Genomic DNA, 15,294 nt, shown 5'->3' with positions numbered 1-15,294 from the left:
CTGTCCACTTCGATCTCTCCGACTGCCGTGTGCCTCATCCGGCCGTCAACTTGATACCGATGGTCGTGATGAGCACGTTGACGACGAAGAGCGCCATGAACGCGAACACGACGGTCTGGTTGACCGCGTCACCGACGCTCTTGGCGCCGCCCTTGACGTTGAGTCCGAGGTAGGCCGCAACCAGGCCGGCGATCATGCCGAACAGTCCTGCTTTGACCATGGAGAGCATGAGCTCACCGAATCCGGTGAGCAGTGTGATGCCGTTGACGAAGGCGCCGGGATTCACGTCCTGGATGAACACAGAAAAGACGAAACCGCCGAGGATGCCGATGGTGCAGACCAGTCCGTTGAGGAGCAGCGCCACTCCCGTCGACGCGAGCACCCGGGGAACGACCAACCGGTGGATCGGATTGATACCGAGCACCTTCATGGCGTCGATCTCTTCGCGAATGGTTCTGGCCGAGAGGTCCGCGCAGATGGCGGTTGCGCCGGCGCCGGCGACGATCAGCACGGTGACGATGGGGCCGACCTGTGTGACGGTACCGAGCGCAGCTCCGGCACCACTGAGGTCGGCTGCACCGATCTCGCGCAAGAGAATGTTGATGGTGAAACTGACCAGCACCGTGAACGGGATTGCGACCAGCACCGTCGGCACCATCGAGACTCGCGCCACGAACCAGGCCTGATCGATGAACTCTTGACGCTGGAAGGGGCGGGAGAAGACTGCCCTCAAGGTTTGGGCGGACATCTGAAAGAAGCCACCGACCGCTCGTAATGGCACCTCGACGAGGTCTACCATTCGCCCTCCTCGTCCTTGGTTGCCGCAGTACTGTCTGTTCTCATAGTCCAGCCCCCGACAGCTTGTGACTCAGGTCATATTAACTAGAACGTGTTCACCTGTCAAAAACAAGTGTCCAACTCTAAGAAGTAGCCTCACGGCGCCGATCCGAAACCCGAAGGTTCGGACCATGGGAAGCATCCCTATTCGGTGGGATTTTCGCCGAAATATCCTGGAAATTAATACTTTTGAATGATCTGCGCTTATCGGCGCCGGATCGAGACCCTGCTGCCGTGCCAGCCTTGACCGGGCACGTCGATCGAATATCGCATCGTTCACAGGAATGCAAAATTGGAACACAGTCTAGTTTTTTCGAGACCGTTGGTCTCGTTGTAGAACGCAGGCAGAGTGCCGCGCCCACCGACTCGTGAACACGCTATTTCTACCAGGAAGTGGACACGTAGACCGTCTAAGTGTGAACAACGGTTCTACGTGTCGCGCACCCGAGAATCAGCCCCGTCGATCAGCCCAACGCGCGCAGGGCCGCCGATGCCGAGAACATCTTTGCCGGGTCACGGTCGGCGAAGTAGTCACCCATCACCGCGGACAGCGTTTCCGGCGACCAGGAATCTCCCTCTGCGTCGAACCGCTGCTCGACGACGGGCGCCGCCATCAGCGCAACCATCGGTCCGTACACCACGAATACCTGACCGTTGACGGCGTCGGCCGCCGGTGACGCCAGATACGAGACGAGCGACGCCACATGCTCGGGCGAGAGTGGATCGATGCCGTCCGCCGGCGCGTCGCCGAACACACCTTCGGTCATCGACGTCCGTGCCCGCGGGCAGATCGCGTTGGCCCGAACGCCGTAGCGCGAGAGCCCACGTGCGGCCGACAACGTCAGCGCCGTGATTCCGGCTTTTGCAGCGCCGTAGTTGGGCTGCCCTTCCGGTCCGAGAAGGCCCGCCTCCGAAGAAGTGTTGACGATGCGCCCGTACACCGGCGCCCCGGCTTCCTTGGATTTCGCCCGCCAGTAGGCAGCGGCGTTGCGGCACAGGAGGAAATGGCCGCGAAGATGAACTTCGAGTACCAGATCCCAGTCTTCGTCGGACATGTTGAACAGCATCCGGTCGCGCACGACGCCGGCATTGTTGACGACAATATCGACACTGCCGAACTGCCCCTGCGCTGCTTCCATCAGTGCGTCGGCGGTAGAACGCTCACCGACGTTGCCTGCCACGAATTCGACTTTGGCGCCGAGACCGCGGATCTCCTCGAGCGTTGCTTCGACGGCCTCGTTCGGGGCCAGATCGTTGACGACCAACGACGCACCGGCCTTCGCCAGACCGATGGCCTCGAACTTTCCGAGCCCCGATCCGGCACCGGTCACGATGGCGACCTTGCCTTCGAGACTGGTTTCTGGGCTGTTCACAGCATTCATCGAAGCGCTCTCCCGGTTCTCTGCGGTCGTGTGTCGAGTTACCCGGCTCGATTGCCGTGACCCACGAGTTCGCAACTTTAGAACGTGTTCTTGTTTTGGGCAACCATCGTCACGGATGTTCGGTCAGCGCCGCACGCGGGCACTGAGCGATCGCGGAACGGACATCTTCCCAGCGATCCTCCGGCGGACGCACGGAACTGATCACGAGCTCCTCGTTGTCGTCGAGGTCGAAAATATCGGGTGCGATCCCTACACACACACCGTTTGCCTCGCAACGGTCCAGATCAACCCTGACCTCCATGGCGATTCCTCTTCTCTACTCACTACTACTGGCGCGAACACGGATACGAAACGAGTGCCGCAGGGCTGTGCCGCACACCGTTCCTGGCGATAACACTAGAACCTGTTTCAGTCGTGTGCAATGATTCGAAAAAGTACCGAGAACGGACGTCGAACGATCCGCCGGAGACGGCGAGAGCGTCCCTTGTCGCCGATGTACGCATCGATAGAACCTGTGTCAATCGAATGGTTGGCGCTTTGATTCGTATCTCTATGGAGAGGTAACCATGCACATCACCTACACCCCTGAGCAGCAACAGCTCCAGGAGGAGTTGCGTGCCTACTTCGCACAACTGATGACTCCCGAGCGGCGTGAAGCACTCGCTGCCACGACGGGTGAGTACGGCGAAGGCAATGTGTACCGCGAAGTCGTCGCGCAGATGGGCCAGGACGGCTGGCTCACGCTGGGTTGGCCGAAAGAGTACGGCGGACAGGAACGCTCCGCGATGGACCAGCTGATCTTCACCGACGAAGCTGCCATTGCCGGTGCGCCCGTGCCGTTCCTGACGATCAATTCCGTAGCGCCGACAATCATGCATTTCGGTACGGACGAGCAGAAGGCCTTCTTCCTGCCCAAGATCTCCCGCGGTGAGCTCCACTTCGCGATCGGCTACTCCGAGCCCGAGGCCGGCACCGACCTGGCGTCTCTGCGCACGTCGGCCGTCCGTGACGGTGACGATTACGTCATCAACGGGCAGAAGATGTGGACGAGCCTGATCCAGTACGCCGATTACGTGTGGTTGGCGTGCCGCACCGATCCGGAAGCCAAGAAGCACAAGGGAATCAGCATGCTGATCGTCCCGACCACCGCAGAAGGCTTCTCCTACACCCCGGTTCACACCATGGCCGGCCCCGACACCAGCGCCACTTACTACCAGGACGTACGGGTCCCGGCGTCGTCGATAGTCGGCCAGGAACACGGCGGCTGGGCACTGATCACCAATCAGCTCAACCACGAGCGTGTTGCCCTCACCTCGGCCGGACCGATTCTGACCGCGCAGCGTGAGGTCCGCGAGTGGGCACAGAACACCAAGCTGCCCGACGGCCGACGCATGATCGACCAGGAATGGGTGCAGATCAATCTGGCTCGCGTGCATGCCAAGGCCGAGTACCTGAAGTTGATGAACTGGGAAATCGCCTCCGCAACCGATCACGCTCCAGGTCCCGAAGCGGCGTCGGCCAACAAGGTGTTCGGTACCGAATTCGCCACCGAGGCTTACCGCTTGCTGATGGAGATCCTCGGATCCTCCGCCACGATCAGGCAGAACTCCCCCGGCGCTCTTCTACGCGGACGCATCGAACGCATGCATCGTTCTTCGCTGATCCTGACGTTCGGCGGCGGTACCAACGAAGTGCAACGCGACATCATCGGCATGACAGCTCTGCGGCTTCCCGCATCGAAGCGATAAGGACCAACGATCATGGAATTCACCCTTACCGAGGCCCAGCAGGACCTGTCCGGACTGACACGATCCGTCGTCACCGAACTGGTCACCAACGACCGCCTTCGTGAACTCGACGCCGCCGAAGACCGTTTCGACGCCCTCTTGTGGAACGCTCTGGCTTCGGCCGGCGTTCTCGGCGCGGCCCTTCCGGAATCGGTGGGCGGCGACGGATTCGGTGTCCTCGAGCAGTGCAGCATCCTGGCCGAACTCGGCCGCGGCGTCGCAGCTGTTCCGTTCCTGACGTCCATCGTCGGGTCCGCCGCAGCGATAGCCGAATTCGGCTCGGACAAGCAGCGCGACGACTGGGCAAGCGCTGCCGCTGCCGGTGAGAAGATACTCACCGCGGCCCTCGCCGAGGAATACAACGACGACCCGGCACACCCGATCACGCGTGCCGAGAAGACCGCCGATGGTTGGCGCATCGACGGAGCAAAGATCACCGTCGACAGTGCTCCGCTCGCAGATCTGTTCCTCGTCCCCGCCATCACCGAGGACGGTGTCGCGGTCTTCCTCGTCGAACCGTCGGACGCGGGCGTGAGCATTACCAGGCAATCGACCACGGATTTCTCGAGTGCGGCCCTGGTCGAGTTCGATTCGGTGCAGATCCCGGCCGATCGTGTTCTCGGCTCGGTTGCCCAAGGATCCGACATCGCGGCGTGGATCGTCGAACGAATTCAGCTCGGTTCCAGCGCCTACCAGTACGGGGTGCTCGATCAAGCGCTGAAGCTGACCGCCGAATACGCCACCGAGCGTGTGCAGTTCGGCCGTCCGATCGGTAGTTTCCAGGCCGTGGCCCAGCGCCTCGCCGACGGATACATCGACGTCAAGGGCGTTCGCCTGACTCTCTGGGCCGCAGCGTGGCGTCTGAGCGAAGGACTTCCGTCCGACGGGGCCGTGCAGACGGCCAAGTTCTGGGCTGCAGATGCGGGACACCGCGTCGGGCACACCGCTGTTCACGTTCACGGCGGTGTTGGTCTGGACGAGGACCATCCGGTTCACCGCTACTTCCTCGCGGCCAAGCATCACGAGTTCCTGCTCGGCAACGCAACAGATCAGCTTCGCGCACTGGGTAAGGAACTTGCCGCAGTTCCTGCCTGAGTGCGTCCCACCGAGTGGAAATCCATGACCTGGTCCGAGACGAATCGATGATGATGCAGCTATGAGTCAGAGCCCCACTGTTTCCGATCTACTCCTCGGAGTCAGCGAGATCGACGACCGCGGTATCCGTTTCGAGGACCAGGTCATCACCTGGCGCGAGCACATTCAAGGCTCGTTCGATCGAGCAGCGCTGCTGGACACGCTGCTCGATCGAACGCGCCCCCGGCATTTCGGTCTTCTGATGGAGAACGTCCCCGAATTCTCACTACTGCTCGGCGCAGCATCGTTCTCGGGTTCGGTTGCTGCCGGACTGAACACGACCAGGCGCGGCCCGGCATTGGCGCGAGACATCCAACTCTCCGACTGCCAGGTCATCTTCACCGAGAACAACCAGGCACATCTACTCGACGACGTCGATCTCGGTGACGTCCGGGTGATCAACGTGGATTCTCCGGCCTGGACGCAATTGTTGGCGCCCTTCGCCGATACGCCGACCTACGCGTCGACGGCGCAGCCCGACGATCTGTTGATGCTCATTTTCACTTCCGGTACAAGCGGTGATCCCAAAGCGGTTCGGTGCACGCACCACAAGTTGGCCTCTCCCGGAGTCATGCTTGCCGATCGTTTCGGGCTCGGCGCCGACGACGTCGTCTACATGGCGATGCCCATGTTCCATTCCAACGCCATGATGGCGGCGTGGACGGTCGCGCTGCACGCTCGTGCGGGAATTGCCATGCGCCGCAAGTTCTCCGCTTCGGGCTTTCTGCCCGACGTTCACAAGTACGGAATCACGTACTCCAACTACGTCGGAAAGCCGTTGTCCTTCATCGCTTCCACCCCCGAGGTGCCGAACGAGCGGGAGAACACCTTGAAGATCATGTACGGCAACGAGGGTTCGGCGCCCGCCGTCGCCACCTTCGTCCGGCGCTTCGATGCCCGCGTCATCGACGGGTTCGGTTCCACCGAGGGCGGCATTTCGATTTCCGCGGCGCCGGTGCCGCGGACCGGCGCCCTCGGACTTCTCCCGGACGGGGTCAAGATCCTCGATCCCGAGACCGGAGCCCCATGCCCGCCTGCAGTCTTCGACGCTGACGGCCGGATCACCAATGCCGACGAGGCAACCGGTGAACTGGTCAACGTCACCGGCCCAGGCACATTCGCCGGGTACTACAAGAACCCGGAAGCCGACGCCGAGCGAATGCGCAACGGCCAGTACTGGAGCGGCGATCTGGCGTACACCGATGTCGACGGCTACGTCTACTTCGCGGGACGCAGTTCCGGTTGGCTACGAGTGGACGGCGAGAACATCGGCGCCGCACCCATCGAACGCTCGCTCGTCGGTTACCCGGGCTTCGCGCAGGTGTCCGTGTACGCAGTCCCCGACAGCGATGTCGGCGACCGCGTCATGGCGTCGGTGATTCCGGTCGGCGACGTCGACAACTTCGACCCGGCAGCCGTAGCCGAATACATCGATTCCCGGCCGGAACTCGGGCCGAAGCAGAAACCGACCTTGATCCGCGTGTGCAGTGAGTTCCCGAGAACGGCGACGTTCAAGGTGGTCACTCGAACGCAGAGCGCCGAACGATGGAACACATCCGATCCGGTGTGGATCCGCCGGCGCGGAGAATCCGACTTCCAATTACTCACTCCCGAAATGGCACTCGGCCTCGAGAAGACGCGAGAGCCCGTCTAGCCCGATATCTCAGTAGTGCTGAGCAAGCGGTTTGTGCGCAGACACCGTTTTGTAGAACTCGGTGAGCCGAAGCTGTGATGCCGCTGCATCGTCGATCACCACCGTCGCGTGTGGATGCAGTTGGAGAACCGATGCCGGGCACACCGCGGCCAGAGGCCCCTCGACGGCAGCGGCAATCGCAGCGGCCTTGTGCTCGCCGGTCGCGATCATCACCAGATGATTTGCTTCGCAGATAGTTCCGAGGCCCTGGGTGATCACATGCCGTGGTACCTCGTCCGGACTCTCGAAGAATCGGGCGTTGTCGGTTCGAGTCTGTTCCGTCAGCGTCTTGACCCGGGTCCTCGAATTCAGCGAGGACGTCGGTTCGTTGAAACCGATGTGACCGTTGCCGCCGATGCCCAGAAGTTGTACGTCCACCGGACCATTCGACGCAATCGCCCGGTCGTAGGCTGCCGCGGCGGCAAATGGATCCGGCGCGGTGCCGTCGGGGCTGAATACCCTTGCCGCGTCCAGGTCCAGGTGATTCACCAACTCGGTGCGGATCACCTGGGCATACGACTCCGGGTGGCCTTCCGGCAGGCCGACGTATTCGTCCAACAGGAACGCCTGCACGCCGGCAAAACTCAACCCGTCCTCGCGGTGACGGCGCGCGAGTTCGCGGTAGACAGAGAGCGGTGAAGACCCCGTCGCCAGGCCCAAAGTCCTTGAACCTGAATGCACCGCGTGTTCGAAGATGTCGGCAACAACGGTGCCGGCCGCATCCGCACTGTCGACAATGACAATTTCCATCGGTTGATTCCTCAGCTTTCGGTGTAGTTCATGAGCCAGTTCCCAGCGGCCATGACGGCGCGGGTTTCGAGTTCTGGACCGGTGACGATCAGATCGGCGCGGCAACCCGGCACGAGATCGCCGACCATTCCGGCCAGCCCCATCAGCGAAGCAGGCGTTGCCGTCGCTGCGATGACAGCCGAAAGCAGATCGACGCCGGCGTGATTGACAGCCCGGCGGACTATGTCCATCAACCGACTCGTCCCGCCGGCAATGGCCGTTTCCCCCTGGCCGGCCAATCGCGCCACGCCACCGACCACGTCGACGTCGAGAGGCCCGAGCGGGTAACGGCCGTCGGGCATTCCGGCGGCAGCCATCGCGTCGGAGACCAACGCGATCTGATGCGGACCGACAAGATCGAACACCGTCGCTACCGTCTCGTCGGCCAGATGTACTCCGTCCCCGACCAACTCGACCACCATCTGTCCTTTCGCAGCCGCGGCAAGACATGCCGCCACTGCGCCGGGAGCACGGTGATGCATCGGCGCCATACCGTTGAACAGGTGAGTGGCACTGAGCGGTGCATGCGCCGAGTGTGCGATCGAACGTGTCGCAATCGGGTTGGACGCATCGGTGTGTCCGATACTCACGACGGCACCGTGACGCTCCAGCAATGAGGCAAGTTCGTCGAAGTGTGCTGTCTCCGGAGCGATCGTCATCGAGCGAATGCGCCCACGGCCGGCTTCGAGCAGCGACTCGAGCAGAGCCGGGTCGCCGTCGAGAATGCTGTCGGGATCCTGGGCGCCACAACGAAGTACCGAAAGGAATGGACCTTCCAGGTGAATTCCGACCAGCGTGCCCTCGTCCACCAGTCCTGCCAGGAGCTCGATGCGACTGCGCAGGATCTGCGGCGGCGCGGAGACGAGCGAGCCGATCACCGAGGTCGTGCCGTTCGTCCGATGGTGATCGGCAGCCACGGTGGATCCGAACTCGTCTGCCTCGGGGAAACCGAATCCGCCGGCGCCGTGGCAGTGAACGTCGACCAAACCCGGAATGATCGTTGTTCCCGCAGCTGCCCGTTCGGGTAACGGGTCGGTTCGCTGCGACGCGGGTCCGGCCCACACCACACGATCACCCGAGATCTCGACAACCCCGTCCGAGAGCAATCGACCACCGGTCACCAATTGTCCACGCAGAATTTGTCCACGAAGTGTCACGACATCACCTGCGGTACAACGGGAACTTCGGCATCCGCGATCGACAACTCACGGAGCACGGCGTCCGCGAGCACGTAGTGCCCTTGTTCGTTCGGATGGAACGCGTCAGCCAGGAGAGCCGGCGGTGGACCCTCGGGAGAATCGGCCGTCCACTGCGCGTAGTGGTCGACGAACACCGCACGCGTCGAGGCGGCAACCTGCCGCACGACCTCGACGTACTGAACCAATCCCGCTCTGGTGGGCGCATTCTCGACGTCGATCGGTGGCGGCGTCTGCAGGATCGGCACCGCACCGATCGCTCGCGTCCGGAAAATCATGTCCGAGAGGTCGTCTCGAAACCGCTCCAGTCCTTCTTCGCCATTCAATGCGTCATTCGTACCGAGCATGATCAACACCACCGAGGGTTCGAACACTTCGATGCGGTGTGCGAAACCTGCACGCACATCGGAGGATCGATTGCCGCTCACCCCGGTGTTGACAAGGACGTGGTTGAACAAGGAAAGTTCACCACGGACGCGCTCGGCGCAGTGTTCGACGTAACTTCGATGACCGTCGGTGTGCGTCAATCCCTGAGTGATGCTGTCGCCGGTGAAGACCCACCGGATCGGCGTCGACGAGTCTACGAGCAAAGTCTCCAGTCGAATCCGTTCAGCAGTCTTGGACTTCAAAGCCTTCGACGTCGGGGTCACACCCTCTGCCCTTCGGCGCCCGATACTGCGGCTGCAAATTTCGACGTGATGAACGCCGGATCCGTGATTGCGGTTCCGACAACCACCGAGTCTGCACCCAGGGCGATGGCGCGTGCCGCATCCTCCGGGCTGTGGTATCGCCCCTCGGCGATGAGGACTACATCTGGAAGTGCCTGCCGCAGTTCCGAGATCAGCTCCAGATCCGGGCCGGCCAGGCGTCGGCTGTTCTCGGTATATCCCGCCAGTGTGCTGGAGATGATGTCGGCGCCCGCCGCGGCGGCAGCGATGCCGTCCTCGAGTGTTCCACAATCAGCCATGACGAGGCCGCCGCGATCATGGACCGCGTCGACGGTGTCGGCAAAGGTCAGCCCGTCCGGACGAGGTCGCAGGGTGGCGTCGGCAGCCACGATCTGCGCACCCGAATCCACGACTTCGAGGGCTGATTCCCTTGTCGGCGTGATGAACACGCCCTCCGAGCCGATCTTCGTCAAACCGATCACCGGTACCTTCACTGCCGACACGACTGCGGCGACATCCGGGGTTCCGCCCACACCGCCGCAGCGGATCGCCACTGCACCGCCGTCGACCGCGGCGCGGGCCATCCTCTCGATGGTCCCGGTGTCGCGCAAGGCATGGCCGTGTCCGGCCTGACAGGACACGATCAGCTTCCCGCTGATGATGGTGAGCAGTTCTTCGACAGTCACGGTGTTACCTCGATTCGTGTTGCGGCGGCCAGGAGCGCAGCTCCGACGAGCGGCGCATCGGTGCCCAAACGGGCAGGAAGAATGGCGGTTTCGGCAATGGGACCCATCGCTTCCACCCGGAAAGCGGACGTCAGCGGCGACAAGAGGTCGGCTCCGATCTGGGCTGCGCCGCCGCCGATGACGATCACCTCGGGATCGAATGCGGTGGCGACGCCGGCCAGGACTCGGCCGAGCAGAGTACCGGCGTCGGTGACCACGGCACGGGCGATCGGGTCGCCGGAGCGCATGAGTGCCACCACCTTCTGCAACGGTTGAGTGGGCACACCCGCCCGCGCTGCGTACTCGGCCTCCATCGCCGGGCCAGAGGCGACTGCCTCGAGGTGATCGGTTCTACCGCAACCGCAACCTATCGCCCCGGAGACCGGAACCAGCAGATGCGCGAGCTCGCCGGCTGTTCCGTGGGCGCCGTGATACAGCTGTCCGCCCACGGTCAACGCGCCACCGATTCCAGTACCGATCGAGACGAACAGTGCAGAGCTTCGACCGCGACCGGCGCCGATCATGTTCTCGCCGTGGGCCATCGCGCGCACGTCGTTGTCCACCGTCACCGGTAGACCCGAGTGCGCCTCGAGTTCCCCGCGAACCTCGGCGCCACTCCATCCGGACAGAATGTCGGAGGCGAAGACGACGCGGCCACGCACCAGATCGATGATTCCCGGTGCACCGACTCCGATTCCGGCTACCGGGTGATCCGCCCTCAAACGGTCGACCAACGCGGTGGCGGTCTCGAGAACAGCCTCCCTACCGGCCGTCGGTGTTGCCGCACGAACGGTGTCGATCACGTATCCGTCGGACGTCACCATCGCGGCAGCCACTTTGGTGCCGCCGATGTCGATGCCGATCCATCGCTTCTGCCCAGATGTCATGTCAGAGGAGCCCGGCCTGTTCCAGAACGACCTTGATCGTTGCGGTCTCGGACTCGTCGAGCGAGAGCATCGGGGCGCACATCGTGTTGCCGGTGATGACGCCGCGCAGGGCCAGAGCCGTCTTGAATGCGCCCAGACCCGCGGCACCGGCACTGACGCGACCCGGTGTCGGTGCCTCGACGATGGAGAACAGATCGGTGAGTCGATCCTGCTCGGCCTTCGCCGCCGCCCAGTTTCCTGCCTGCGCAGCGCGCCACAGTCGCACGTAACCGTGCGGGTCCACGTTCGCCAGGCCGGGCACAGCGCCCGAAGCACCCATCAGCAGGCATCCGTCGACGACTACCTCGTGCCCGGTGAAGACGGCGAAGTTTTCGAGCCCGGCCGACTGACGGAGCAACATACGGAAACTGACGTCGTCGCCGCTCGAATCCTTCACGCCGGCGATGACTCCCTCGCGACCGAGCTCGACCAGCATTGCCGGGCTGAGCTTGCTGTGGACACGAACCGGGACGTCGTAGGCGAACAACGGAAGATCCACTGCGGCGTGGATGGAGCGAAAATGCGTTGCCGTCTCGGCTGCGTCGGTGATCGCGTAGAACGGCGCCGTCGCGACGATGGCATCCGCACCCGCTTCGCGCGCCTGCTCGGCGACGGCGATGACCCGGTTGGTGGTCATGTCGTTCACGCCGACGAGGACCGGTACCTGGCCGCCGACGTGACCGATGGCCGTCTGCACCACCTGGGCGCGCTGAGCGTCGGTGAGGTAACCGACCTCACCCGAGGAACCGAGGACGAACAAGCCGTCGACTCCGGCTTCGATCTGCAGTGAGAGCAGGCGTTCGAGCGACGTGGTGTCGACCTCGCCCTCGAGCGTCAGTGGTGTGACGATCGGCGGGACGATTCCGCTGAAGGTGGTGGTTTCCGTGCTCATGGGGTCTCCATATGTTGGTTGTCGGATTGAGTTGTGGGTGCGGCTGTCAGGGAGAAACGGAGACCGGCTGACCGCTCGAGGCGGACAGATAGGCAGCATCGATCACGCGCATCGACGCGCGGGCGTCTGCCACGGTGTAGTCGGGTTCGGTCCGTGTGGGAAGTCGATCGAGCACGTGAGAGAGAAAGCTCGACACCGCGTTGTCCGAACCGAAGCCGCCGATGGGTAGTGCGGTCACGTCTCCCGAGGATGCGAAGTGGGTCACCGCGGGCTTGTCGTCGTCGGAACTCGCGTATCCGTGGGAGCCGAGGACCCGAACCGTCGCGGTATTCGCGCCGAAACCCGGTGCTGCGGGGATTCTTCCGACGGTCACCGTCGCGGTGACGCCGTTTTCCAGGGCGAGCGAGATCAACGCCGTGTCTTCGACTCCGAACTGCTGGTGGGCCCCGCCGTAGAGTGTGCTCGTCTCGGCGTACACCTCGGTGACGTCCAGGCCGGTGAGGTATCTGAGGTAGTCGGCGGCGTAACCGGCGAAGTTCACTACTTCTCCCCCACCGGAAAGCGCGGGATCCACCACCAGTTCGGGACGCTCGACGGACGTCGCGAAATGTGTTCCGCTTGCCAGGAACTCGATGTCCACGTGGCGCGGCAGTCCGAGGTTTCCGGCATCGATCCAGCGGCGCAGTCGCCGGAGCGCAGGTGAATGAGTGCGGTTCACCACCGTACAGATTCGCCCGTTCGACCGTGCCGCTTCCTCGACCGCCGCGGCCTCCGACTCGTCGATACCCACCGGCTTGTCCACCAGGACGTCGAGTCCCGCGTTCAGTGCGGCAATCGCAAGCCGTGCATGCCTGGTCGGCTCACTGCAGATGATCGCCAGGTCTATCCGTTCGGGGTCGAGCAGCTCGCCGAGTTCGTCGATCCACTCGATGTCTGCGGCCTTTGCCATCGCGATTCCGTCCTCACGAATCCAATCGGTGACCGAGGATTCGTCGGAGGCCCCGATCAAGCTCACTCGAGGATCGGAGCGCAACAGGTCCGCATAGGAGCCGGCATGCCTTACGCCGCTGACAAATCCGACGCGGATCGAACCGGTGCCGGTCATTGGTGTTCTCCGATCGAGATCGCGCGGCCGGTGTCGAGTGACTGTTGTGCAGCGATGGCAGTCGCGAGAGCTGCACGTACCTGCCAGTTCTCGACTATCGGGGTCGCGGAACCGTCGAGAGTGGCGATCCAGTGGCGCATCTGATGCGCCATCGCATCTTCGATCGACGACGGCGGCGCGTTTGTCGTATCCGTCATCAGTCCCGGGTCGTCGCCGGTGTCGTGCGCGAGCGTGCCGGATGTCCCCGACACCACGATCCGGCGCACCATCTTTCCCGATTGCGGCAGTGCGTAAGCCAATTCGATGAGCGCCAGCGATCCGTCCTCGAAGCGAACGGTCAGATGGAAGCTGTCGTGCACGGGCATCCCCGCCGCGAAGGTGGGGAAACTACGAGCGAACACACGGATCGCACGACGACCGATCAGCCACGTCACCAGATCGAGAGCGTGGGTTCCGTTGTGAACGGGGTGACCACCCGAGCGTTCCTTGTCGTGTTGCCAGCCTCGCCAGCCCCCTGGCCAGACGTGGCCGGTGTACCAACTGAGGTGGATCAACCGGGGGTCGCCGATGGCGCCTTGTGCAACCGAGTTTCCGATCGAGGTGATCGACGGCTGGAATCGTACGGTCTGTCCGACCATCAGTGAGGCGCCGCCACCTTCGGTGGCCTCGACCATCGCGTCGAAGTCCGCGACTGTCAGCGCGGCCGGCTTCTCCACGTGCACATGCTTTCCCGCGCGGCCTGCGGCTATCGTCACGGGCGCGTGGTCCGGAGTGGCCCCGACGACGTTGACCGCGTGCACGCTCGGGTCTGCGAGAATCTTCGCCAGATCGGTACTGGCCTTCGCGCCCGGCGCCAATGCCGCAACCGATGCGGCACGGTCCAAGTCACTGCCGAATACGTAGACGACTTCGACCGACGGGATGCGCGCCAAAGCGCTGACGTGGTCCCGCGCGATTGCGCCGCTGCCGATGACGGCTACACGCACGGTCACTTCGCACTTCCCGACAGCGCCGCCGGTTCCCCGCCACCGAGTCGCACCTGCTCGGCGACGACGAGTGCGCGTTCACGTGCGTATGTCAACGGTGAGCCGGAGTCAGCCTTGCCGTCGAGAACTGCTGCCATCTCGTCGATTTCGTGGCGAATCGCAGCCTGCATCCACAGCGAGGATCCTCCGTTCCCCGAGTTGTACTTCTGCGTCCTGCTCGCAGAGTCGATCAACGATTGGTTCTCGGCGTCGACGTCGAAGATCTGCCACGACTCTTCGACCCGTCCCCCGCGCAGTCGGCTGACCCGGCCGGTGTGGAAGTCCGCGTGGACCGAGCCTTCGGCGGCATCGACCGTCAGCTCCCACGAAGAAGTGTGTGAACGCGTCGAGATGGTGTGCCTGCCGATCGCGCCGCCGGCGAACGACACCACTGTGTTGCGGAAGCCGTCGTCTGCGGTGGCGATGCTCGACACGGCAGTCACCTCGCCGCCGAGCCAGCACATCAGGTCCAGTTCGTGAATCTCGTGAGTCAGTTCTCCACCCGTTCGGCTCTTGTCGAGCTTCCACCACTGTGGATCTGCGCCGTCGGTGTCGATCCAGCGTGAGCGAGACGTTTCGATCGCAGCGACCTCGCCGAGCTCCCCCGACGCCAGCAGGTCCGCCAGACGTCGTACACCCGGCATCATCCGCATGATGTGCCCGACCATCAACGGCGAACCGCTCGCGTCGGCGCTCGCGATCATGTTCTGCGCATCGACCAGTTCGACGGCAAGTGGCTTCTCGACAAAAACTGCCTTGCCGTGTTCGAGTGCCGCGATGGCAGGTTCGGCGTGCGCGTGATTGGGCGTCGCGACGACAACGAGGGCCAACTCCGGGTGAGCGGCCACCGCGTCGTGATCGTCTGTCGGGGTTGCCGAGAACTCTGCGGCGACGTCCTTGGCCCGCTCGAAGTCACGGTCGCACAGCATCGCCAGTTCGAAACGTGGATGGGCAGCCAGCTCGCGAGCGAGGGAACTACCGAAGAATCCGCAACCGACCACACCGACTTTGTATCGGGTCATGAAGTCTCCAAAGATTGGATGAGGGATGTCCTATGTTATACGGCCAGCGTCATCGGTCGTCAATTCGACGTCGGTAACGCAGTCTTCATCTATGCAGGTGAGCGCACTATTTT

Annotated in this window: 15 protein-coding genes; 3 read left to right on the top strand and 12 right to left on the bottom strand. The window is 63.2% G+C overall.

What is annotated here, in order from left to right:
- Positions 1 to 34: 34 nt before the first annotated feature.
- The 3 genes from R4P70_RS20345 to R4P70_RS20335 form a co-directional block, all read right to left on the bottom strand.
- Positions 35 to 799 (bottom strand): MlaE family ABC transporter permease, encoded by a 765-nt coding sequence (locus tag R4P70_RS20345; RefSeq protein WP_003945687.1) that lies wholly within the window; start codon positions 797 to 799, stop codon positions 35 to 37.
- A gap of 502 nt (positions 800 to 1,301) precedes the next feature.
- Positions 1,302 to 2,219 carry a 3-oxoacyl-ACP reductase gene (locus R4P70_RS20340; RefSeq protein WP_007734334.1) on the bottom strand — a complete coding sequence of 306 codons (918 nt, stop codon included), beginning with the start codon at positions 2,217 to 2,219 and terminating at the stop codon, positions 1,302 to 1,304.
- A gap of 109 nt (positions 2,220 to 2,328) precedes the next feature.
- Complete coding sequence (locus R4P70_RS20335) at positions 2,329 to 2,520, bottom strand: ferredoxin (protein WP_007734330.1); 192 nt, start codon at positions 2,518 to 2,520, stop codon at positions 2,329 to 2,331.
- Between the two features lie 265 nt (positions 2,521 to 2,785).
- Here R4P70_RS20335 and R4P70_RS20330 point away from each other — a divergent pair, with 265 nt between their 5' ends.
- From R4P70_RS20330 to R4P70_RS20320, 3 genes are all read left to right on the top strand, one after another.
- The gene (locus R4P70_RS20330; RefSeq protein ID WP_003945878.1) at positions 2,786 to 3,967 is read left to right on the top strand and encodes an acyl-CoA dehydrogenase family protein; all 1,182 of its coding nucleotides are present in this window, start codon (positions 2,786 to 2,788) and stop codon (positions 3,965 to 3,967) included.
- A gap of 12 nt (positions 3,968 to 3,979) precedes the next feature.
- Entirely contained in the window at positions 3,980 to 5,101 is a 1,122-nt protein-coding gene (locus R4P70_RS20325; protein WP_020968503.1) for an acyl-CoA dehydrogenase family protein, read from the top strand.
- Between the two features lie 61 nt (positions 5,102 to 5,162).
- The gene (locus R4P70_RS20320) at positions 5,163 to 6,794 is read left to right on the top strand and encodes a long-chain-fatty-acid--CoA ligase (protein WP_113682152.1); all 1,632 of its coding nucleotides are present in this window, start codon (positions 5,163 to 5,165) and stop codon (positions 6,792 to 6,794) included.
- A 9-nt stretch (positions 6,795 to 6,803) separates the two neighbouring features.
- Here the strand turns inward: R4P70_RS20320 and nagB are convergent, their stop codons facing one another.
- Genes nagB through R4P70_RS20275 form a run of 9 tightly spaced genes read right to left on the bottom strand, consistent with a single transcriptional unit; the run spans position 6,804 to position 15,181 of the window.
- Positions 6,804 to 7,583, bottom strand: a complete 780-nt coding sequence (nagB, locus tag R4P70_RS20315; RefSeq protein WP_020968501.1) for a glucosamine-6-phosphate deaminase — start codon at positions 7,581 to 7,583, stop codon at positions 6,804 to 6,806.
- Positions 7,584 to 7,594: 11 nt separating this feature from the next.
- Positions 7,595 to 8,779, bottom strand: a complete 1,185-nt coding sequence (locus R4P70_RS20310; RefSeq protein WP_097387844.1) for an N-acetylglucosamine-6-phosphate deacetylase — start codon at positions 8,777 to 8,779, stop codon at positions 7,595 to 7,597.
- Positions 8,776 to 9,468, bottom strand: coding sequence for an SGNH/GDSL hydrolase family protein (locus R4P70_RS20305; protein ID WP_046377970.1), 693 nt, complete (start codon positions 9,466 to 9,468; stop codon positions 8,776 to 8,778). Before R4P70_RS20305 ends, R4P70_RS20310 begins: the two co-directional genes overlap by 4 nt.
- The gene (locus R4P70_RS20300) at positions 9,465 to 10,172 is read right to left on the bottom strand and encodes an N-acetylmannosamine-6-phosphate 2-epimerase (RefSeq protein WP_047889266.1); all 708 of its coding nucleotides are present in this window, start codon (positions 10,170 to 10,172) and stop codon (positions 9,465 to 9,467) included. The genes R4P70_RS20305 and R4P70_RS20300 overlap by 4 nt, the downstream gene beginning before the upstream one ends.
- The gene (locus R4P70_RS20295; protein ID WP_317831386.1) at positions 10,169 to 11,098 is read right to left on the bottom strand and encodes an ROK family protein; all 930 of its coding nucleotides are present in this window, start codon (positions 11,096 to 11,098) and stop codon (positions 10,169 to 10,171) included. Before R4P70_RS20295 ends, R4P70_RS20300 begins: the two co-directional genes overlap by 4 nt.
- Position 11,099: 1 nt before the next feature.
- On the bottom strand, positions 11,100 to 12,029 hold the full coding sequence (locus R4P70_RS20290) for a dihydrodipicolinate synthase family protein (RefSeq protein ID WP_020906308.1): 930 nt from the start codon (positions 12,027 to 12,029) through the stop codon (positions 11,100 to 11,102).
- Positions 12,030 to 12,075: 46 nt separating this feature from the next.
- A complete protein-coding gene (locus tag R4P70_RS20285; RefSeq protein WP_195791475.1) occupies positions 12,076 to 13,134 on the bottom strand; it encodes a Gfo/Idh/MocA family protein in 1,059 nt (352 codons plus the stop codon).
- Positions 13,131 to 14,126, bottom strand: a complete 996-nt coding sequence (locus tag R4P70_RS20280; protein WP_317831381.1) for a Gfo/Idh/MocA family oxidoreductase — start codon at positions 14,124 to 14,126, stop codon at positions 13,131 to 13,133. Before R4P70_RS20280 ends, R4P70_RS20285 begins: the two co-directional genes overlap by 4 nt.
- Entirely contained in the window at positions 14,123 to 15,181 is a 1,059-nt protein-coding gene (locus R4P70_RS20275; RefSeq protein ID WP_113682150.1) for a Gfo/Idh/MocA family protein, read from the bottom strand. Before R4P70_RS20275 ends, R4P70_RS20280 begins: the two co-directional genes overlap by 4 nt.
- Between the last annotated feature and the right edge of the window lie 113 nt (positions 15,182 to 15,294).

This window comes from Rhodococcus sp. IEGM 1241, assembly GCF_033142365.1.
Lineage (GTDB): Bacteria > Actinomycetota > Actinomycetes > Mycobacteriales > Mycobacteriaceae > Rhodococcus_F > Rhodococcus_F erythropolis.
This window is presented reverse-complemented; position numbering and strand designations above follow the sequence as displayed.